The organism is Aestuariibius violaceus, from assembly GCF_040779325.2.
GTDB lineage: Bacteria > Pseudomonadota > Alphaproteobacteria > Rhodobacterales > Rhodobacteraceae > Aestuariibius > Aestuariibius violaceus.
In genome coordinates, this window is sequence record NZ_JBFONT020000001.1 from 1,171,122 (window position 1) to 1,192,028 (window position 20,907).

General features: G+C 65.3%; 18 protein-coding genes. 5 read left to right on the forward strand and 13 right to left on the reverse strand.

Annotated elements, in window-relative coordinates; translation table 11 throughout:
* Nucleotides 1–2: 2 nt before the first annotated feature.
* The 8 genes from AADZ90_RS05930 to AADZ90_RS05965 all read right to left on the reverse strand — a co-directional run bounded on the left by AADZ90_RS05930 (nt 3) and on the right by AADZ90_RS05965 (nt 10,141).
* Nucleotides 3–992, reverse strand: coding sequence for a hypothetical protein (locus tag AADZ90_RS05930; RefSeq protein ID WP_367308661.1), 990 nt, complete (start codon nt 990–992; stop codon nt 3–5).
* Nucleotides 989–2,080: a GNAT family N-acetyltransferase gene (locus AADZ90_RS05935; RefSeq protein ID WP_367308660.1), complete on the reverse strand. Its 1,092-nt coding sequence runs from the start codon at nt 2,078–2,080 to the stop codon at nt 989–991. Before AADZ90_RS05935 ends, AADZ90_RS05930 begins: the two co-directional genes overlap by 4 nt.
* Nucleotides 2,077–3,240 (reverse strand): hypothetical protein, encoded by a 1,164-nt coding sequence (locus AADZ90_RS05940; RefSeq protein WP_367308659.1) that lies wholly within the window; start codon nt 3,238–3,240, stop codon nt 2,077–2,079. Before AADZ90_RS05940 ends, AADZ90_RS05935 begins: the two co-directional genes overlap by 4 nt.
* The gene (locus AADZ90_RS05945; protein ID WP_367308658.1) at nt 3,237–4,106 is read right to left on the reverse strand and encodes a ThiF family adenylyltransferase; all 870 of its coding nucleotides are present in this window, start codon (nt 4,104–4,106) and stop codon (nt 3,237–3,239) included. Before AADZ90_RS05945 ends, AADZ90_RS05940 begins: the two co-directional genes overlap by 4 nt.
* On the reverse strand, nt 4,099–5,052 hold the full coding sequence (locus AADZ90_RS05950; RefSeq protein ID WP_367308657.1) for a hypothetical protein: 954 nt from the start codon (nt 5,050–5,052) through the stop codon (nt 4,099–4,101). The genes AADZ90_RS05945 and AADZ90_RS05950 overlap by 8 nt, the downstream gene beginning before the upstream one ends.
* Nucleotides 5,053–5,270: 218 nt before the next feature.
* Complete coding sequence (locus AADZ90_RS05955) at nt 5,271–6,836, reverse strand: alpha-amylase family glycosyl hydrolase (RefSeq protein WP_367308656.1); 1,566 nt, start codon at nt 6,834–6,836, stop codon at nt 5,271–5,273.
* 37 nt (nt 6,837–6,873) lie between these two features.
* Nucleotides 6,874–9,399: an ABC transporter permease gene (locus AADZ90_RS05960; protein WP_367308655.1), complete on the reverse strand. Its 2,526-nt coding sequence runs from the start codon at nt 9,397–9,399 to the stop codon at nt 6,874–6,876.
* Between the two features lie 46 nt (nt 9,400–9,445).
* Nucleotides 9,446–10,141 (reverse strand): ABC transporter ATP-binding protein, encoded by a 696-nt coding sequence (locus AADZ90_RS05965; protein ID WP_367308654.1) that lies wholly within the window; start codon nt 10,139–10,141, stop codon nt 9,446–9,448.
* Between AADZ90_RS05965 and AADZ90_RS05970 the strand changes: the two genes are divergently transcribed.
* Nucleotides 10,140–10,826, forward strand: a complete 687-nt coding sequence (locus tag AADZ90_RS05970; protein ID WP_367308653.1) for an arylesterase — start codon at nt 10,140–10,142, stop codon at nt 10,824–10,826. The genes AADZ90_RS05965 and AADZ90_RS05970 overlap by 2 nt on opposite strands.
* Before the next feature lie 3 nt (nt 10,827–10,829).
* Nucleotides 10,830–11,453, forward strand: a complete 624-nt coding sequence (locus tag AADZ90_RS05975; RefSeq protein WP_367308652.1) for an SOS response-associated peptidase — start codon at nt 10,830–10,832, stop codon at nt 11,451–11,453.
* Nucleotides 11,454–11,474: 21 nt separating this feature from the next.
* Here the strand turns inward: AADZ90_RS05975 and AADZ90_RS05980 are convergent, their stop codons facing one another.
* Nucleotides 11,475–12,017, reverse strand: a complete 543-nt coding sequence (locus tag AADZ90_RS05980; protein WP_367308651.1) for a DUF4329 domain-containing protein — start codon at nt 12,015–12,017, stop codon at nt 11,475–11,477.
* A complete protein-coding gene (locus tag AADZ90_RS05985; protein ID WP_367308650.1) occupies nt 11,983–12,192 on the reverse strand; it encodes a cold-shock protein in 210 nt (69 codons plus the stop codon). Before AADZ90_RS05985 ends, AADZ90_RS05980 begins: the two co-directional genes overlap by 35 nt.
* Nucleotides 12,193–12,469: 277 nt before the next feature.
* Between AADZ90_RS05985 and AADZ90_RS05990 the strand changes: the two genes are divergently transcribed.
* Nucleotides 12,470–12,856: a BrnA antitoxin family protein gene (locus AADZ90_RS05990; RefSeq protein ID WP_367308649.1), complete on the forward strand. Its 387-nt coding sequence runs from the start codon at nt 12,470–12,472 to the stop codon at nt 12,854–12,856.
* Between the two features lie 42 nt (nt 12,857–12,898).
* On the opposite strand, the gene AADZ90_RS05995 is transcribed toward AADZ90_RS05990, so the two are convergent.
* Together AADZ90_RS05995 and AADZ90_RS06000 are read right to left on the reverse strand one after the other, a co-directional pair.
* Nucleotides 12,899–13,105 carry a cold-shock protein gene (locus AADZ90_RS05995; protein WP_367308648.1) on the reverse strand — a complete coding sequence of 69 codons (207 nt, stop codon included), beginning with the start codon at nt 13,103–13,105 and terminating at the stop codon, nt 12,899–12,901.
* A 456-nt stretch (nt 13,106–13,561) separates the two neighbouring features.
* Nucleotides 13,562–13,795: an HP1242/YdcH family protein gene (locus AADZ90_RS06000; protein ID WP_367308647.1), complete on the reverse strand. Its 234-nt coding sequence runs from the start codon at nt 13,793–13,795 to the stop codon at nt 13,562–13,564.
* A gap of 324 nt (nt 13,796–14,119) precedes the next feature.
* On the opposite strand from AADZ90_RS06000, the gene AADZ90_RS06005 reads away from it, so the two are divergent.
* The gene (locus AADZ90_RS06005; protein ID WP_367308646.1) at nt 14,120–15,259 is read left to right on the forward strand and encodes an efflux RND transporter periplasmic adaptor subunit; all 1,140 of its coding nucleotides are present in this window, start codon (nt 14,120–14,122) and stop codon (nt 15,257–15,259) included.
* Nucleotides 15,259–18,423, forward strand: a complete 3,165-nt coding sequence (locus AADZ90_RS06010; RefSeq protein ID WP_367308645.1) for an efflux RND transporter permease subunit — start codon at nt 15,259–15,261, stop codon at nt 18,421–18,423. The genes AADZ90_RS06005 and AADZ90_RS06010 overlap by 1 nt, the downstream gene beginning before the upstream one ends.
* A 449-nt stretch (nt 18,424–18,872) precedes the next feature.
* Here the strand turns inward: AADZ90_RS06010 and AADZ90_RS06015 are convergent, their stop codons facing one another.
* Nucleotides 18,873–20,561, reverse strand: a complete 1,689-nt coding sequence (locus tag AADZ90_RS06015; RefSeq protein ID WP_367308644.1) for a glycoside hydrolase family 9 protein — start codon at nt 20,559–20,561, stop codon at nt 18,873–18,875.
* Nucleotides 20,562–20,907 lie beyond the last annotated feature (346 nt).

Genomic DNA, 20,907 nt, shown 5'->3' on the forward strand with positions numbered 1-20,907 from the left:
GGTCAGCCGTCGACCGATGCGATCTCACCGAGCGGGCGGCGGGCCCTTTCCGCAGGTATGCCGTCTGGCGGGCCGACGCGCAGGGCGGCGATCAGGCGGTGGTCCTCGAAACCGAATTCCTTGAGAAACCCTTCCTGCGCCTCCGGATCGTCCACGAGGACGGAGAGAGGCCAGGTGGCGAAGCCGAGCGCGGCGAGGTCGAGGAGTCGCCGGTAATAGGGGCGTCCAGCGTCGAGGGCGGACGTCCCGGCGGGCACGGCGAGGAAGACGAGGGCGGTGGCGGAGAGGGTCTTGTCCGCTTCCGCGGTCAGGGGCCGGGCCATGCCGATCCTGTCGAAAAGGGTGAAGAGCGCCCGGCCGAAGAAAAGCGGCATCAGCCGGGCCTGCCAGGCCGGGAGCGACAAGGCGGCGGCGTTGAGCCCGTCCCGCGCCCAGCGGGGGTGGGCGGGGCTGAGGCGGCTCCAATCCAGAAGCTCTTCCCGGAAGCCATCGTTGCGGAGAATGCTGTGGGCAAGGGCGTCGCCGTATTTCGCGATCTCTCGCAGGCGGGTCTTTTCGGTGACGATGGCGACGTCGTTTTGGTTGGCCGCCCAGTTCGTGATGGCCTGCTTGCGATCCTCCGCGGGAGCAAAGCCGCCGCGATAGGTTGTGCGGGCCTTGACGTGGTCGGCCAGCGGATCGGGACCGGCGTCGGTTTCGGTGATAAAGAGCGTGGCGATATCGGCGCCGATCGTGCCGTCGAGCGCGGTGACCGACGCGGTACGCCCGTGGCGGGACAGCGCGATCAGGAAGCCTTCGAGCGCGGTGCCGCAGCTGAGAAGGAGGTCGTGGCCCGACGGGTCGGCGACGGGCAGGGCGGCGTCCTTGCGGCAATGAAGGGTGACGGTGCCGTCGGGTCGCAGCGTCCAGTGGGCGGGTTGGGTGTTGTGAATGCTGGGCGCAAGCCCGGCCTCTGCCGCGCAGGAGAGGAAGGTCTGACGGTCGAGCGTCACAGAGATTTTCGGAAAAGGTGGAGCGATTGCAGTGTTCGCGCGCCGAGTTTTTCCTTCTGACGGAGGCTTGCGATGTTTTCTTCCGAGATCCAGGTGCCACCCGCCTGCCGATATCCCGCCTTGAGTGCCGCGCGGAGGACGTGGTCGAGCATGATGAGCGTCAGCCCGCGACCGCGCCACGCGGGCAGGACGCCGTAATAGACGACGACCATGCGGCGGTTGGTGAGCCTGTGGTGCATGTAGTGGATGGGTGTGGAGAGAGACAGTTGCGAGCCGATCCGTTTCAGCAGCGGGTTCAGATCGGGGATCGCGATCAGCGCGCCGACAGGTTTGCCTTCGGAGTGGACCACGGCGGAGAGGCGCATATCCATGACCCATTTCAGGTCCTTCGCCTGAAAGTCGTACTCCGCCTTGCTGACCGGGACAAACATCGGGTTGTCGGAAAAGCTTTCGTTCAGGACCTGGCGCGCATCGTCCAGCCGGGCGGCGAGGGTCCGGCGGGTGATCGGGGCGAAGGTAAGGTCGGTGGGTAGGGTGCGGGCGGGGCCGGCGCGTCTGTCCCAGTCGGCGAGGTCGATGTCGTAGGTCGACATAGGGAAAAACGGTTTGAAGCCGTTGGCTTCCAGAAGGCGCGGAAGGTGGGGTGGGCCGGCCATGCAATCGGAATAGGCCGGGTGGTCGAAACCGCCGGTCTGGACGCCGATCATCTGCATGGCGGTGAGGTTGAAGTTGCCGACAAGGGTATCGAAACCGCGGGCCTTGGCCCACTCTTCGGCCGCGGTCAGCAGGGCGCGGGCGGCCTCGGCATCGTCGGCGCAGTCGAAATAGCCGAAATAGGCGGTGTTGAGCCCGTGGGCGTCGTTCGAGGCACGGTGGACATGGGCGGTGATGCGCCCGATGGGCTTGTCATCGCGATGGGCGGTGAAGATCGCGATATCGTCCGCGCCGTCGAAGAGCGGGTTCTCAGCGGGTGAAACGAAACGTTTGAGGTCGGCCTTGAGCGGCGAGACGTAGGACTGACCCTCATAGGCCTCGAACGGAGCCTGGAAGAACGCCTCGAAATCGCCGGTTCGTATCTCGATGCTCATGGCGTGGCCTTTGTGCGGAGGCGCCAGGCGGCTGCGGCCAGCAGGCCTTCGACCTGTGCATTCGCTTCGGCGGGGGACAGCTGGAGCGCGACGAGGCGCAGGGGGGCGATATCGGTCGCCAGGATATGGGTGCTTGTGGTGCGGCGGAGGATTTCCGTCAGTTGTTCGGTCGTATCCTCGTCGGTCGTGCCGTCCGGTGTCCAGAGCGGCCGTGTGCCGAAGGTGCGGGTGAGCGCGGTTTCGTCGAATTCGGACAGCTCGGCACTGTCCAGCGTGATCGGGTCGAGCCCTGCGAGGCGGATCAGCAGGTCGCTTTCCTGATTGTCCCGCGGTGGGATGACGAGGAATTCTGTCAGACGACCGGCGAGGGTGCCGGCCTTGAGCCGCAGTGCTTCGCCAATGATGGCGGCGAAGATCAGGAGGGCCAGCAGGAAGGCGGTCGCGGTGACCGGGTTCGCGCCGGCGGACAAGGCGACGGTGAACCCGCCCAAGGTCGCGAGCGCCGCGAAGCAGCCCAAGGCGGCCAGTGCGATGGTGGGCCGGACCGTCCAGCTGGACGCGGACACGATCAGCCAGACACCGACCAGGATCACAAGGGCCGAGAGGTGAAGCGGGAACCCGGCGTTGGTGAAGGAGAAGTCAGTGATGACGAGCGGGCTGGCGGCCAGCATGACCAAACCGAAGGTCCGCGCGAGGCGTCGCTGCGCGAGGGTGAGGTCGAGCCCCTGGCTCCACAGAAGGCGGGCGAGACCGATGAAGGTGGCGACCTGAAAGACGAGGAGGAGCGGCAGGTAGATGCGGCCGGTAGAGGACGGTAGGACCAGCGCGCCGAGGATGAACGCCGGGGTGCCGACCGCCATCATCAGCTTGATCCAGCGCGGGGCGTGGCGGCCGACGGCGGTTTCGGCGACGAGTGTCATGGCGAGCGGGATCAGCGCGGCTGTGGCGATCACCGCGCGGTCGGCCAAATCGGCTTCGGTCAGCCAGGCCGGGACGCGCAGGAGGTAGAACACACCGAGCACACCTGCGGCGAAGCTGAACATCCGGCGCATCCGGCCGGTGACGCCTGTCTTGGAGACGCCCCAGCGGAGGCCGAAGAGCGAGATACCGGCGAGGACCGAGACAAAGGCGTCGGCGTAGAGGGTGCCGGTCGAGGTCATTCCGCCATCATCCGCTTGAGCTTACGGCGGACGATCGGCCGGATCAGGGCCGCGATCGCAGGATTTCGCGGGCGTTCTACGCGGGCAGCGTAGGGGTTGAGGAACCAGCCGCGGCAATCGGTGCGGGTCTTCCTGCCGATAAGCGCCGCGATGGCTTCGTAGCCCATCAGCATGCCCGAGGTGATGACCATCGGGGCAAAGGACATACGGCTGCGGCGGCCTGCGGCGACCTCTCCGGCAAGGGCGAGGTCGATGTGGAACGCAGAGCTGGAGTGGGTCAGCACATACTCCGCCTCTGCCTGGAAGGCCGCGTCGCGCTGTGCATCGGTCAGGGCGTTCCAGGCGGTGTCGCGTGTCGGGTAGCCGAGCCTCAATTCCGGTGCGGGTTCGTCGGGGCCGGTGACATAGACCGACGGCAAAGGCGAGGCGTAGCTGTCGATCACCGGGCGGCCGGTGCGATGGGCGGTGCGGTAGAGCAGGAGCGAGGCGCCGAGGTCGTCGGTGCCGTTGATGACGACCTGAGCGTCGGCGACGATCCGGTCGACCTGATCGGCCCAGTTGTCATGCAGCACCTCGAGCTGGATGTCGGGGTTGATTCGGCGAAGCTGTTCCGCCGTCGCCTCGGCCTTGTGGACACCAATCGTGTCGGTCCAGGCAAAGACCTGTCGGTTGAGGTTCGACATCTCGAAGCTGTCGATATCCGAGAGGGTCATCCGCCCCACGCCGGCGCGGGCAAGCGCCAGGATCGCCGCGCCCCCCATCCCGCCCGTGCCGCAGACGAAGACGTGGCCGTCGCGCAGCATCTGCTGCTCGTCCCCGGTCACGAAGCCCAGGTTACGGGTGGTGAATTCGGAATAATCAAACATCTGAAGCTTTCGCCGGCCGCAGGCCCTGCCATTCGCGCTTGCTGTTCAGCCAGCTGGCGGCGGGGGCGGCCCAGTTTTGAACGACCGAGAAGAGACCGGCCATGAGGACCGCCTTGCGGCTGTCGCGCGGGACATCGCGCAGGAGGTATCCTCGGGCGATCGAAAGGTCCATCTCGCCGATCTGAAGGAAATCGTCGCCTCGCGAGTAATCCAGCGTCTCGCGGCAGAGGTCGTTGATATAGGCGTCGCGGTGGTGGGCGGCCTCGTCGAAGGCTTTCTTCATCGCGTCGGAGCCGCCGGTATAAGCATTGCGGATGACGAAGCCGTCCTCTTCGAACCACGCATCGTCACCGACACCGAACGCGTCGCGGTGATCGGCCATGATCGCGCGCGCGATGCGCAGGTGGCGAAATCGCGGGCGGTCGGCCTTGCCGTCGGGGTAGGTGTCCTTGAAGGATTGCGCGACGCGGCCGACAACGGCGGGGACCTGGCTGACACTGGTCACCCGCATCGGCCTGAGCCCGCCCCGCATGAAGACGAGCATGACGGTCAGCCCGTAAAGGATCCACGAGACACCGCGCGACTGGTAATCGGGGTCAACCATGGCGAGGCCCAGATGCAGGATCGGCTCGCGCCCTGTCTCCTCAAGATCGATCCAGCGGAGCGCGTTGAAGGCGATGAGGGTGCCGGTCTGGCGGTCGTAGACCAGCGTCAGGCAGAGCTGCGACCAGACCTGCGCGTCGTCGAGGAAGACGCCATAATCGAGCGCGCCGCGCGGTTCGACCTTAGCGGCGAGTGCGGTGACGGTCTGGCGGATCTGCTCGCGTTCGGCCTCGGGCAGCCAGAGGCCCGGACGGTCGAGCACGCGGGTCCGGTGCGGTCCGCTCTTCAAGGTCAGTTCGAGGTGCCGTTCGGTAAGGGAGGACAGGAGGCTGAGCGCCTTCATGCGGCGCCGCGCCCCGCTAGGGGGGCTCTCTGATGGGCAGTCTGACCAACCATGTCTCTTCGCACTCTCCCCGAACCACACGTCCCTCAGGCGCTTGACCGTCATAGCGGTAAACGCGGCATCCGCTTGGCAGGAAGAGAGTGTTTTGGCGGCGACCTTTCGCCAAGTCAGAGAAACCTTACCTTGTGGCGGCCCCTCCGGCGCTGGGATCTGCGGGCTCAGGCGGTGTAGAGCGCGGCGCTGCGGGGCGGCAGGCCGTCGCCCTTGTGGCTGATAAGAACCGGATCGCCGCAGCCGTCGGGATGGGCGCGCCCTTCGCCGGAATGGTTGATGGCGGCCCGGAAATTGCCTTCGGGCGTCTTGAGAGAAAGTTCAATGTAGTCGTCGGCGATGTCTGCGACCTCTGCCGTGCCCCGTCCGAGCCCGTGGGTCCGGCGCGCTTCGGTGAGCTTGCGATAGAACGCCGCCACGCCGCCGTCATCGGCCTGGCGCATCACTGCCTTTCCGGACGGCCAGCGCATGGGCAGCCAGGGCGTGCCGGAGGTGAAGCCGAAATTGTCCGCCCCTTCATGCCAGGGGATCGGGACGCGCGCGCCTTCCCGCCCGGGGCCGTCCGGCCAGTAGAGGAGGTCGAGCGGGTCGGTCGTCTCTTCCCGCGTGAGGTCCGGTTGGGGAAGGGCCAGTTCCTCCCCCTGGAAGACGAGCCACGGGCCGGGCAGCAGGGCGCATTGCATGGCGAAGAGCCGGGCGTCTCGGTCGGAGCCGTCGCCCGCAATGGTCAGGTGGCGCGGCTGATCGTGGGACGACATCCACCAGGCGGCGCCGGGCTTGTCCTCGCGCGACAGGATGTCGGCGATGGCGCGCGGCTTGCCTTTGTTTTCGGGCAGGTCGGTCGTGTAGCAGGCGTCGAGTTTGTCGGGTGCGGTCATCCGGCAGGCGAGTTCGATGGACTGGTTGCCCGAGCTGATCTCGCCCAAGAGCCAGGCGTCGTCTCCCGCCCAATCGCGCAACTTCTTCATGTAGTCGACGCCGTCGCCCGGCAGCATGTCGTAGACATGGTCCTGATACGTGTAGGGCACGAAGTTCTCGCCCGAGACCTTGTCCTGGACGTCGGGCGAGGCCGGGGGGTTGTCCTTCATGGAGGGGTCGAAGAGGTAGGAGGTACAGACGTCGAAGCGGAATCCATCGACGCCACGGTCGCGCCAGCACTGGATCTGCGTGCGGTGCTTGTCCTGGACCACCTCGTTGCGCAGGTCGAGCGACGGCTGGCCTGCGAGGAACTGGTGAAAATAGTATTGCCGCCGCTTATGGTTCCACGTCCAGGCGGGCGGGCCGAACTGGGAGAGCCAGTTGTTCGGCGCCGTCCCGTCGGGTTTGGGATCGCGCCAGACATAGCGGTCGGCGCAGTCACTGTTGCCGTCGATGGCGCGCTGGAACCAGGGGTGCTTGTCGCTGGTGTGGTTGAGGACCTGATCGATCATGACCTTGAGGCCACGCTTGTGCGCGGTCTCCACGAGGGTTTCGAAATCGCGGAGCGTGCCGTAGCGCGGATCGATATTGCGGTGGTCGGCCACGTCATAGCCGCCATCGGCATGGGGGCTGACGAAGAAGGGCGAGATCCAGATCGCATCGACGCCAAGATCCACGACGTGGCTCAGCCCCTCCGTGATGCCGTTCAGGTCGCCTTCGCCCGAGCCGGTCGTGTCGCGGAAGGAGCGTGGATAGATCTCGTAGATGACGGGGGCTGCGGGCCAGTCGCCGCGTCGTTTTGGTTCGTAGGCCATGGCTAGCGAACGCCAGCGGTGGGGAAGGGTTCCGGCGTCATTCGCGGGCGCGGAGGACTTGGGCGGGCCGTGCAGCGAGCGGGCGCCATGCGAAGGCGAGGCCCGCGAGTAGCGTGGCCGCGATGCCGCCGAGGATGATCGGCAGGGCGGAGCCCCAGATGACGGCGTAGGACGTGTCCATGATGAAGGTCGTGACGGACCAGCCGCCGATGATACCCGCTAGCAGCGCCACGCAGCCCGCAGCGAAGCCGAGGAGGGCGGCGCGCAGGGCGAAGCTGGTCAGGATGCGGCGCCGGGTGGCGCCGATGGTCTTGAGGATCGCGGCTTCGGTCGTCCGCGCCCGCTCGCCCGCGGCGGCGGCGCCGATCAGGACGAGAAACCCGGTCAAGAGTGTGGCGGCGGCGCCGTAGGAGACAGCGGCGGCGATCCCGTCGAGCAGGTCGGAGGCGCGGGCGATCCCGTCGCGCACGGCGATGCCGGTGATGTTGGGATAGGCGTTGGCGAGGTCCCGGAGGATCTGCGCCTCGGCCTCCTGTTCGGCATAGACGGTGGCGATGTGCGTGTGGGGCGCGCCTGCGAGGGCGGCAGGGTTCATCGAGAGGATGAAGCCGATCCCGGCGGTAGAGAAATCGACCTCGCGGAAGCTGGCGATCGTGGCCGTGATGTCGCGGCCGAGGATGTTGATGGTGATCTCGTCGCCGATTTCGAGGTCGAGCTCCGCGCCTTCTTCTGCGGCGAACGAGATGAGGGGCGGGCCGGTATAGTCTTCGGGCCACCATTCGCCTTCGGTCAGAGTGGTGTTTTCGGGTTGGGCGGCGTTGTAGGTGACGCCGCGGTCGCCATCGAGGACCCAGTGATCGCCCGCGACCTGGCGGGCGGGCTGGCCGTTGATCTGCGAGATGATGCCGCGGAGCATCGGCGCGGTATCGACGCGGGAGACGGCGGGGTCGGTCGCGAGGCGGTCGTTGAAGCCCTCGAGCTGGTCGGGCTGGATATCGACGAAGAAGAAAGACGGCGCGACCTCGGGCAGGTCGCGGGCGATGGCTTGGCGAAGATTGCCGTCGATCTGGCCGACCGAGGCGAGGACGGTGAGGCCGAGGCCGAGCGAGAGAACAACCGAGATCGCCTCGGACCTCGGCCCGCCGATGGCGCCGAGCGCGGCGCGAAGGGCCGGCCTGCCGCGCGCGGCGGTGGTGGAGCGGCGGGCCAGGGCGCGGACGGCGAGCGCGGCAAGCGCAAGGATCACGAGAGAACCGGCGATGCCGGCGGCTGTGTAGAGCGTGAGGGTCAGCGCGTCGGTGAGGGTCGCCGCAGCGGCGATGAGGATGGCAAGGATCGCGAAGGTCGCCACGATGTATCCGGGGCGGGGGAGCCAGCCGCCTGCCTCCCCCCCGTCGCGGAAGAGGGTGGCGGCGCGGACATCCTCGGTTCGGGCGAGCGGCCAGAGGGTGAAGACGAGGGCGGCAAGGAGACCGTAGAGGGCGGCTTCGGCCAGGGGCGCCGGATGGATGGTGAATTCCGCCGGGACGGGCAGCCGGGCCTCGATCAGAGGCGCGAAAAGGAGGGGGAGGGCGCCGCCGAGGATCAGGCCGAGTGCGATGCCGACGATGGTCAGCGCGCCGACCTGCAGGAAGTAGGTCAGAAAGATCGTCGCGCGGGTGGCGCCGAGGGTCTTCAGGGTGGCGATCGTGCTGGTCTTGCCCGCAAGGTAGGCGCGGACGGCGGCGGAGACGCCGACGCCGCCGACGGCCAGCCCGGAAAGGCCGACGAGCACGAGGAAGGCGCCGAGGCGGTCGACGAATTGGGCGATGCCGGGGGCGCCGTTGCGGGCATCGGACCAGCGGGCGCCGCCCTGGGGGAACGTCTGTTCCACCTCCGTGCGGAGCGCGTCGAGATTGGCGCCGTCAGGCAGGTCGAGACGGTAGCGGCTTTCGAAGAGCGTGCCTTCGGCGAGCAGGCCGGAATTGGCTAGGTCTTCGAGGAGGACGATGGTCGTGGGGCCGAGGGCGAAACCGCCGGCATTGGCGTCGGGAATGTCGATCATCGTGGCGGTCAGGACGAAATCCTGCGTGCCCAGGCGGAAGGTGTCACCGGGGGCGAGCGCCATGCGGTCGGATAGCTGACGCTCCATCACGGCGCCGGGGAGGGTGCCGTTACCGGAGAGCGCATCGGCCAGCGGGATGTCGGGGGTCAGGACGACCTCGCCGATCAGGGGGTAGAGGCCGTCGATGGCTTTGACTTGTGTTAGGCCGCGGTCGGCGCCGGTTCCTTCGCCGGTCGTGGCGAGCGAGCGGAAGTCGACGATTTCGGAGACCGCGAGGGCATTGGCGTCCATCCACGCGCGTTCGTCCTCGGTCGCGTAGCGGTAGGTGTAGCGGAGTTCGGCATCGCCTCCGAGGAGAGCTGCGCCTTCGCGTTCGAGGCCCGCCTGGATCGCGGCCCGGACGGAGCCGACGGCAGCGATGGCAGCGACGCCGAGGGCGAGACAAGCGAGGAAGATACGGAAGCCGCGCAGGCCGCCGCGGAGTTCCCGGCGGGCGAAGCGGACGGCGGTGCTCAGCATCCGCTCGGCGCTCGGGCATGTGCCCGCGCTTCTCGCTGAAGGTTCGTCATTCAGCGGCCTCGGCGTGGGCGGGCAGATCGAGGCGGCCGTCGCGTAGGCGGATCGTGCGGTCGCAGCGGGCGGCGAGGCTCATGGAGTGGGTGACCATGACGAGCGTCGCGCCATGGCGGTCGCGCAGGCCGAGGAGAAGGTCGATGATGGCCGAGCCGTTCGTTTCGTCGAGATTGCCGGTAGGTTCGTCGGCCAAAAGGATTTCGGGTCGGGGGGCGGAGGCGCGGGCCAGCGCGACACGCTGCTGTTCGCCGCCGGACATCTGCGTAGGGTAGTGGTCGGCGCGGTGGGAGAGGCCGACGGCTTTGAGTTCCGCCCCGGCGCGGTCGAAGGCGTCCTTTTCTCCCGCCAGTTCCAGGGGGGTTGCCACATTTTCAAGCGCCGTCATCGTGGGAATGAGGTGGAAGGACTGGAAGACGACGCCCATATGATCCCTGCGAAACCGGGCGAGGGCGTCTTCGTTCATCTCCGTCAAGTCCTGGCCGAGGGCCGTGACCGACCCGGAGGTGGCGCGTTCGAGCCCGCCCATGAGCATGAGGAGTGAGGATTTGCCCGACCCGCTTGGACCCACGAGCGCAAGCGTTTCGCCCCGCGTGACGTCGAGGCTGATGCCGTGGAGGATCTCGATCCGGCCGGCATTTCCATCGAGCGAGAGCGTCGCGTCCTTGAGAGCGAGGACGGTATCGGCCATGAAGATCCTCCTGAGCGGCGTCACGAGGGGATATGGGGCGCTTCGCTGTGGGCGCAACCTTGGGACGGCTTTGCTGATTTCGGGGGTGATCGCCGGCGGGGCGCGGGCCGAGATCGTCGTCGCTGCGCTTGGCGATAGCCTCACCCAGGGTTATGGACTTCCACAGGACGATGGTTTCGTCCCGCAGATGGAGATGTGGCTGCGTGATCAAGGCTATGAGGTAGAGCTGATCAATGCGGGCGTTTCCGGCGACACGACGGCCGGGGGTCTGGCCCGAGTTGCCTGGACGCTCACACCGGAGGTCGATGCGATGATCGTGGCGCTTGGTGGGAATGATTTTCTGCGCGGAATCGATCCGGCGGTGAGCCGTGAGAACCTTGCAGGGATCCTTGAAGCGGCCCGGGCGGCGGATGTCGAAGTGCTGATGGTCGGTTTGGAAGCGTCATCAAACTACGGTCCTGACTACAAGGCCGCCTTCGATAGCATGTATCCTGAGCTTTCCGATGAATTTGGCGTATCACTTGTCCCGTCCTGGTTTGACGGCATCCTTGCAGCTTCGGATAGCGACGGCCCCTCTGCCTTCATGCAGCCAGACGGGATCCATCCGAACGCAGAGGGGGTGTCCGTTATCGTCGACGCACTCGGCCCCGCGGTCGTCGATCTGGTCGAGAGCGTGTCTGACTAACCGATGCCGGGACGGTTCTTTCTGACGTCTGGACATGCTGAGATCTGCACCTTCCTGTGCCTTTCCGAACAAGGCGCTGCGGATCCGCCTAGGCTGAACATCGCCCCGGGGGAGGAGCTTTGTTGCCGTGTGGAAGATCGCCTCGAACGGATGCGTTGGGGGCTTATTCCGCAGGGCAGGACGAATGCGCGCGGTCGTCCCGTCATGGAGGTGATCGTCAACGCCCGGTCCGAGACGCTCTTTGCGAAATCGGCGTTTCAAGGGGTGAGGCGGTGTATCGTCCCTGTAAACGGTTGGTATGAGTGGACGGGCGAAACCCGCCGGAAGACTGCTTGGTCCATCAAGCCGAAGGACGGAGGTTTGCTCGCTTTTGCTGCGATTTATGACGTCTGGCACGGTCCCGGAGGTGTCGAAGTTCCGCAGTTCGCGACCGTCACTTGTGAGCCGAATGCCGATGTGAAGGACATTCATCATCGGATGGGGGTGATCCTTGCTCCGGATGATTTCGACACTTGGCTCTTCGAAAAAGAGGAGGCGGTGCAAGAACTTATGCGTCCTTGGCCAGATGGTGCCCTATTGGTGGAGAAGGCTGTCGATTTGGGACCGGACGGTCCGCGGGCCTCTTAGGCATTCCGCGTCTTGCCAAGACTAATTTGAGAAGATCTTGCGCAGATGTGCGTGGCTGTAGATCGAAAGGTCGGGGTCTGTGGTCTCTTTTTGGAACTCGGGATCCTGCGGGACGCAACCGGTTGTGCAGATGAGACGTATCGTGCGGCCGGCCGTATCGTTGAACCAGAGGCGGCCGCCGGGGGTGGCGATGTAGCCGTTCAGGTCTTTGGCGAGATCGGACTCGATATCGTCGGGGGATGGAAATTCCGAAATGTAATCAGGGTGATAGGTGGAGTGCGTGTGAAACGTCGCGGTCACGTCCAGCTTGTCCGGCCAGGGGGGGAGGGTGCAGGTGGCGTAGGTGCCGACGCGGATTTCGGAACTGGCTGGATTGCCGAAGACGTCACGGCCGATATAGCCGCATAATTCCCTGTTTTCCTTGAAGGAAATGGGTTGGATGCGATCCGCGAGCGCCTTCGCGAAGGCCGCTTCCCCCGCATCCTGAGATATGGCGGCGCTGGCCGAAAAGGCCAACGCCAGAAGGGCTTTAGTCAGCGGGCTGTATATTAACGGCAGATTCACGTCCGTCCCGTCCGGCCTCGAGGTCGTAGGTAACCTTCTGGTTGTCGGCGAGACCCGTCAACCCCGAGCGTTCCACGGCCGAGATATGGACAAAAACGTCCTTGCCGCCGCCATCGGGCGCGATGAAGCCGTAGCCTTTGGTGGTGTTGAACCACTTCACGGTGCCATTAGGCATGTCGTTGTTTCCTTTACATCTTACCGCTCGCGGGAGTGCAGCGGGTTGGCTTTCGTCAGGGTCTTCGAGTGACTGAGCCGCGAAGGAAACAGTGGTCGATAGAGGTAACGTCGCAAGGCCGCATATGGCCCGGTTAACGCGATCTGGCAAGAAAAAATGCCCGCTGCGGCATACTGTCGGCATCTGGTCAGCATCACGTCGGAGGGGACCGCGCGGTCCTCCGCCGATTCGTTAACCCTTTCTGGCGAGGGTTTGCCACGCCAAGGAGGACAGGCCCATGACCCGCATGACCAAGACCGAACGGATCGCCCGCCAGAAGCTCGTGAAGCTGATGGCGGAGGACACTCAGGACATGATCACCGATGGCGAGAGCCTGCGTAGCCAGGTGCCCGAGGCGTGGCACACGCTGGAGCGCGACATCGACGTGCGCGAGAAGAAGGTGAAGGTAACGCTGTGGTTAGATGAGAGCGTTGCCAAGTTCTTTCGCGCCACGGGCAATGGCTATCAGCCGCGGATCAATCGGATCCTCGCGACATGGGCGCAAATGCGGATCCTGGACTGGTTGAAAAGCGAAGAGATCATCCGCGAGCGCAACCGGGCGATCCTGCGCGCTGACGAGGAAGCCTGGGCGCGGGGGGACCGGCCGCCATCGCTGTTCGGGTAGAGTGCGGAAGAGCCGCCAGGCCCCTCCGCAAGATCGTCAGGCTCAGGCGAGCTGAAGGTTGATGGCGCTTTCGCGACCGTCGCGGCCGGCTTCGACATCGTAGGTGACCTTCTGGTCGTCGGAGAGGCCGGTCAGGCCCGAGCGTTCCACGGCCGAGATATGGACGAAGACGTCCTTGCCGCCGCTTTCAGGCGCGATGAAGCCGAAGCCTTTGGTGGTGTTGAACCATTTCACTGTGCCATTGGCCATGTGAGATTTCCTTGTCTGTTTGCCATCCGCGGAAGTGCGATGGCCCGGCGTCGTCAGCTCTGATCGAAGAACTTGGGCCGGTGAGGGAGCAAGGAACGGTCGAACGTATCGTGTCGCACTGGGGCATATGACAGCGTGTGCGCCGTCTGGCAAGGGGGATGCAGGATTGATGGCGGCGATGCGCCGTGAGGCGCTTCCCGAGTTTCCTTAAAATGCGGCCCAATCGGTGAAGCGATAGGTCGTGGGGCCGCGCGGGCCGGGGCGGGGTGCGGGGACAGGTTTCGGATGAGGGCGTTTGGTCATGGCTGGGCTCCGATCGCAGGTTACGGATCGAAGCTTGCGCCTGCCTTTCCGCGCGCGCCATCGGGCAGGGGTTTAGGGCCGTCCCTCTTGGGTTGAGGGACGGTGCCTCGGTTTTTGGTTTAGAGAGTGTTATCGCCTATCAGGCGGCCCTGCTCAGCCAAGTTTTGCAGCGATCTGATCCTTCAGGAACAGGCGCTGCCGGCGCAGCTGGGCCTCGTGTTCCTCAGAGCAGGGTTCGACATTCGTCTCGGCCCGGTGGATGGCGCGGTTCACCTCGTGATAATCCTCGGTCAGCTTTCGGAAGTTGCCGTCTTTCATCTTGAGATCGTGGATACGGTCGGCCTTGTCAGGAAATTCATCGGCCAGCTCGTGGGGGGTGTGCGACATGGGTGGTCCTATCTCTTCTATGCCGCGAAGATGGGGCACAAAACGCCGTGGATCATTGATCTGTGTCAGTTGCCCTGCCTGACCAGACGTCAGCGTTCCGGACGGGCAGAGAGCGCGTTCCTATCGATTCCGAAAGTGTCGAAGAGCATCTCTGCCTCTGTTTGGTACGGTTTCGGTATCTGGGTAAATCGGCAGGCCGATTTGATTGAGCCGTCCGCGCAATCGCCAGACCTTCCATCGGACCATTGGAGGTGGCCGCCTTCACCGAGGCGTGACTCTACAAAATCTGGCCTAGTTGTATTCATCACTGTTAGGGAGATCCGTATGTTACGGAACGTCAGCATAGCCGCGATCCTGTCCCTTGCAGTCGTCCTGCCCGCGATGGGGCAGCAGGGTCCGTCTTCGGTCGGTGTCGAGACGGTCGACATGCGCCGCTTTGCCGAGACGGTGCCGATCTTCGCCGAGGTCGTGACGGCCCGCGACGGGCAGGTGGCCACGAGGGTCGCGGGCAGTGTCAGTTCGGTCGACGTGGTCGAGGGTGCGCCTGTTTCCGCAGGCGATCCGATGGTGAGCCTGGACACTGAATTGCTGGATATCCTTCTGCGCCGTGCCGAGGCCGAGGTGGCGGTCGCCGAGGCCGGGCTGGCCGTGGCCCAGACACGGCTCGACACGACGCGCACAGCGTTCGAACGGATTGCCGGCCTTGAAGGGACGAGCGCCTTCTCAAGCGGCCGCTTCGATGACGCCGAAGGGGCGCTTCTGGAGGTCGAGGGCCAGATTGCCGAGGCCGAAGCCCGTCTTGCCGTGGCGCAGGCGGCCAGCGCCGAAGCCGCCTACAACCTGGAGCGGGCGACGATCGTCGCGCCTTTCGACGGTGCTGTCCTGGACGTTCTGGTCAATCCGGGCGAGTTCATTCAGACCGGCGCGCCGGTGGTGCGGCTGCTGGATACCTCCACGCTTGAGGTCGAGGCCAGCGTGCCTGCGCAATATATCGACCTGATGACGCCCGGTTTGCGTGTGGATGCCCGGACCGAGACCGGTGCGGAGTTCGAGTTCGAGCTGCGCGCGCTTCTTCCGATCGAAACGGCGGCGACACGGACGCGGCCGGTGCGCTTCGCCGCGCCGGACCTTGCGTCCTCGCGCACGACGGCGCTTGGCCAGTCGGTCACCGTGATGATCCCGATTGCCGCGCCGCGCGATCTGCTGACGGTGCCGAAGGATGCGCTGGTTCAGGCGCGGGGCGGCTGGACCGTCTTCGTCGTCGAAGAGGGGATCGCGCAACCGCGGCCCGTCGAGGTCGGCCTGGCCGTGGGGGACCGGTTCGAGGTCGTCTCGGGTCTGGCGGAGGGCGATACGGTCGTCATCCGCGGCAACGAACGGCTTCGCCCCGGGCAGCCGGTCGCGCCGATGCCATCCGAAGCCGCGCCGCAGCCGACAGCCGCGGCGACGGACGCGGCGAACTGATGGATCCGATCCGCCTTGCCATCGACCGGCCGGTCGCGGTCATGGCGGCGGTCATCATGGCCGTCCTGTTCGGCCTGATCGCCGTGTCGCGCATCCCGATCCAGTTGGCGCCGGATGTCCGCAAGCCCATCGTGGTCGTCTCCACCAACTGGCCCGGCGCGGCCCCCGCGGAGGTCGAGCGCGAGATCGTCAATCCGCAGGAAGAGGCGCTGCGCGGGCTTGACGGGCTGGAGCTGATGACTTCGCGTTCGCAGACGGGCGAGGCGGAGGTGACGCTGGAATTCGCCATCGGGACCGACATGTCCCAGACGCTGCTTCTGGTGTCCAACCGCCTCGACCGGGTCTCGGGGTATCCGGAGGAGGCCGACGAGCCGTCGCTTGACACCTCGGGCGCCGATGACAGCGCCATCGCCTGGGTCATCCTGCGCGCGGGCGAGGGCAATACCCGCCCGATGCCCACATATGGCGATTTCCTCGAAGATGTCGTGCAGGACCGGTTGGAGCGGATCGAGGGGGTGTCGGCGGTCAACGTCTTCGGCGGGGTCTCGCGCGAGCTGCAGATTGTCATCGACCCGCGCCGCATGGCCAATTTCGGCCTGACGGTGCCCGAGATCGTGGCCACCCTGCGGCGCGAGAACATCTCGCTTTCCGCCGGCGACGTGGAGGAAGGCAAGCGCCGCTATGTGGTGCGCGCCGAGGGCAGCCTGAACACGGTGGAGACCATCGGCTCTGTCGTGCTGCGGTCGGACATCGCGAATGGCTCGGCGGGGCGGCTGCGGGTCGCCGATATCGCCGATGTGTCCTTCGCCTATCGCGAGCCCACCGCCCGCCTGCGCTTCCGCGGCGAGCCGGGGCTGGCCTTCAACATCGTGCGCGAACCGGGCGCGAACGTGATCGAGACGATGGAGGAGGTGCGCCGCACACTGTCGGAGCTGGAGGCCGGGCCCATCGCCGAACAGAACCTCATCATGCGGCAGGTCTATGATGAGACGATCTATATCCAGGGCGCCATCGACCTCGTCGTTCAGAACATCTGGATCGGCGGCATCCTGGCGGCGACGATCCTGATGCTGTTCCTGCGATCGCCCCGTGCGACGCTGGTCGTGTCGCTGGCCATCCCCGTCTCGATCGTCGCCACGTTCGTCGCCATGGCCGTCACCGGCCGAACGCTGAACGTCATCTCGCTGGCCGGTATCGCCTTTGCCGTCGGCATGATCGTCGATGCCGCCATCGTGGTGCTCGAGAACATCTATCGCCTGCGCGAAAAGGGGCTCAGTCGACGGGAGGCTGCCTATCAGGGTGCAAAGCAGGTCTGGGGCGCAATCCTCGTGTCTGCGCTGACCACGGTGCTTGTCTTCGTGCCGGTCCTCGTCATGCAGTTGGAGGCGGGGCAGCTTTTCCGCGACATCGCCGTCGCCATTTCGGTTTCGGTCCTTCTGTCGCTGCTGGTGGCCGTCACGGTGATCCCGACGCTGGCCTCGCGGCTACTCAAAAGCGGCGGTACGCAGACCACGATGCGCCTCTGGGGCCTCGACCACGCCGCGAGGGCCTTCAAGTCGGCCGTGATGGCCTATGTGCGCGTCACCGTGCGGATGCGGACGGTCGGGATTGCCATGGTCGCGATCATCGCCGGCAGCGCGGCGGTGGCAACCTGGGCCTTCCTGCCGCGGCTTGAATATCTGCCGGAGGGCAATCGGAACCTTGTCTTCGGCCTGATCATCCCGCCGCCGGGCTACAACCTTGATACGACCGAGACCATCGCCCAGCGGATCGAAGACTTGGCCGAGCCGATCTGGAACGCGGCGCCCGCGCTGGAAACAGAAGACGGCACGCCCGCCATCGACAGCTTCTTCTTCGTGGCCACGCCCGGCAATTCTTTCGTCGGGGCGGCCGCTGTGGACGGCCAGCGTGCGGGGGAGCTGATCCCTGTTCTGTCGCGTCCCATCTTTGCCGAGCCGGGCACCTTCGGTTTCATGACGCAGCCCTCGCTTTTCGGGCGCGGCGTCGGCGGGGGGCGCACGATCGAGCTGAACATCTCTGGCCAGGACCTGAACGAGATCCTGGCCGTTGCGGGACAGGCCGCCGGAATGGTCTCTGGCCTTCTGCCGCGCTCCGAAGGGCATCAGTTCCGGCCCATTCCGGGGCTCGAGCTTGGCGCGCCCGAGGTCCGGCTTATCCCCGACCGATTGCGACTGACGGATGCGGGCCTTGACAGTTCCGCCCTTGCCGCCACGGTGGATGCCTTCAATGACGGCCTGCGCGTGGCCGAGATCACCGTTGGTGCCGAACGCCTGGACCTCGTGCTCAAGGGCGATCCCGAGCTTCGGACCGGCCAGCGCACGCAGGATGTCGGCCGCTACCCCGTCGTCACACCATCGGGCGAGATCGTGCCCGTCTCTGCGCTGTCGGAGGTCGTCGTCACCGCAGGCCCCACCGAGATCCGCCACCGCGACCGGCTGCGCACCGTCACGCTGGAGGTCCGCCCGTCTGACGCGCTGCCGCTTGAGGCCGCCGTCGAGCTTCTGCAGGACGAGGTCGTCACGCCCCTGACAGAGGGCGGCCTGCCCGACGGTGTGCGCCTGACCGTGTCCGGGACCGCCGACCAGCTGAGCCAGACCTGGTCGGCCATCCAGATCAACCTGCTGGTCGCGCTGGTCATCGTGTTCCTCGTGATGGCGGTTCTCTTTGAGTCTTTCGTCCTGCCTCTTGTCATCCTCATCTCCGTTCCCGTCGCAGCGGCGGGCGGTGTGGGCGGGCTGGCGCTGTTGAACCTGTTCCAGGTGCAGCCGCTGGACATGCTCACGCTTCTGGGCTTCGTCATCCTGGTGGGGATCGTCGTGAACAACGCCATCCTGATCGTGCACCAGTCGCTGTACCACCTGCGCGAGGACGGAATGCCGCCGGTCGAGGCGATCGAGGAAGCGACACGCAACCGCATCCGCCCGATCTTCATGTCCACCCTGACGTCGATCTGCGGGATGCTGCCCCTTGTGATCTTCCCCGGCGAGGGGTCGGAGCTTTATCGCGGTCTTGGCGCGGTCGTCGTGGGCGGGCTGTCAATGTCGGCCTTCCTGACGCTCCTCACCGTGCCGCCGCTTCTGAGGCTCTGCCTCAGTGCGACGGAACCGGCCCCCCAGCCCGACGGCGTGGTTGCCGCCGAATAGGCCGACGAGGTCTCGGTCGCGGCATGCCGCGCATCCTTTTCGACGTCATGAACCATGGTGGGGACGCGAGACACTCAACGGCATCGTCATAAGCCACGGCAGGAGGCGTTGGACGCACCTGCGGCGCCTGAAAGAGCTCGGGCAAGAGAATGCCCGGCTTAGGTGCGCTTTTCTGACCTGACGTTCGACAAGTTGATCCTGACCGAAGCGGCAAAGGAAGCTTCATTCAAGCGTTGTCGCCCGGGGCCAATGGCGAGTTCTAGCGTAAAGAACTGGACGATGGTTCCGGTGTTTGGCGCTCCGGTGTCTGGTCGCCAATGGTTGCGCTGTTGGTTCGAGCGATCACCGTCCACGGTCGGAGCGGCCGAAGCATGTCCGGTTCTGCGACTTCGTTCAGGATCCTTGCCTGACCGGCTGCCGCATCCCGCAGGGACGTCGACCGAGGACCGTCATAGAATGGAATCGTCCAGCAATCCGGCCAACGCGCCGGAGAATGCAGCGTTGTAGTCGATCGCCACTTCGTTCCCGACATAATCGGTTCGGTCGTCAACATAGTTTCCTGATTGGTCCGGGCCGCCCACCAGCGCGCCGTTCAGGTCGTACAGATTGTCGCCGTCCGCTCCGACGTGATCGGTTCCCGACGCGCCGCGGTGATGCGGCTGTTGCGCGAAATCATCGCCAAAGCCGACGACGTAGCTGAACTCGTCCGGGTTGTCGCCCAGCATGTAGTCGATCTGATCGCGGGCAAACGCGGTAAGCTCGTCGGCGCGATCATCCTCTTCCTGCGTACGGAGGAGTTGGGCGTAGTCCAGAGCCAGAAAGGCCGTATTTGCGGCGTAGCGGTTCGATCCCCATTCGTCGATCCAGGCCAGGCCGTTATTGGTGTCGGTCCCGTCCAGACGATCGACGACATAGAGCCAGTGATCGAAATGCTGGTCGAGATCGTCCAGATACTTCTGATCGCCGGTAAACTCCGCGAGTTTCAGGGCGGTCGCCATCGACTGGTCGTCCCACGTCATGGCCCAGTAGGTGCCGCTTGGCTGGTAGTACTCTTCGGCTTTGGCGAGGTACTCTTCGTCGCCTGTCGCCTCGTAGAGCCATGTGGCGGCCCAGGCGATTTCGTCCTCGTATCCGCTGTGGGAGCCGTAGAAGTCGGCGGCTTCGGGAATGGCGTCCGTGTAGGTGCCTTGATACTGCACCGAGAAGGCGAACAGGCTTTCCGCAGCTTCAATCAACGTGTCCGCGCGGCTGTCGTCGCCCGTTTCGCGCATCAGCAATGCACCCGATGCCAGCGCCGCGGCGGCCTGGGCGGTGACTTCGGTGCCGGGCTGATCGGCGGTGATGGCATAGGCCGGGCGTTCCATGTCCATATCTTCGGCCGCACCCCAATAGGCGTGGTCGTCCTCGGGGTTGCCGACCTGACCGTAGAAGACATCATCGGACAGGTCCGCGGTGCCGTTGTCGTCATAGCTGCGCAACAGGTAGTCGGTGACCCACGACACATGCGCGACCACGTCGTTGTAGCTTCCCGCGGCGCGGTATCCGTCTTCGAATTCGAGCGCGCCCATCGACAGGATCGTCGACGTATAGGCCTGGGGGAGGCCGAATTTCACGTGGTCGCCTGCATCGTAGAAGCCGCCCGTCAGATCGCGGCCAACATCGGCACCGTCTTCCAGGCCGCTGTCGCCGCGCCATTCGATCGGATGATCCTCGTCCAGATCGCCCGAATACTGGGCGTAGTAGAAATCCATCGAGAGATCGAGCACCTGAGCGTAATCATCGCTGTCGAAGGGACTTGTGTCGTCCGGCGCTGGATCCTGCGGGGGCGACACGATGTCCAGCGTGTCCGGCGCATCGCCAGAGGCGGTGAAGCCGACGGAAATGGTCTGACCCGGTTCGAGGGAGGCGCCGTAACCACTGCCTTCGAGCAGGATCGTGCCGTCGCCCAGATCGGTGGCGGTCATGCCCCAGGAATCCTTGATGTCCAGATCGTCGGACCGGACCACAATCGACCACGAGTCCAGCGCATCGGACGACGTGTTCTGGATTACCAGAGAGCCGACATATCCACCGTTCCAACTGTCTTTGACGCTGAAATCGACTTGGGACTCAGAAAGCTGGTTCGAGTTTTCGGACATGGGCAAACCTTTTGTTGTGAGGGTGTAGGGGTTGTCAGGGCACGGTGCTGAACGCGCAGGGCGCTCTGGATCGATTTCGCTCGTCGGGTTGGGCAGGCTGCGAAGGATTGATTCCCGCGCCGACATCTATCGTGGCGGGAGTTTCAGTCGTAAGTAATCAGATTGCAACCATAGGTTGAAATCTGATATGGTCAGTTGGTCCGATTGGTCGTCAGAGGAGCGCTGACCTTATTGCAGATGAACTTATAGCGTTAATTGTTGGCAATGTCGGCACGTCGCATGGGGATCGGCAATGACGTGCGCGGCGACCGGTTGGGGGTGGCAGCAAACCGCCGGGGCGGACCGC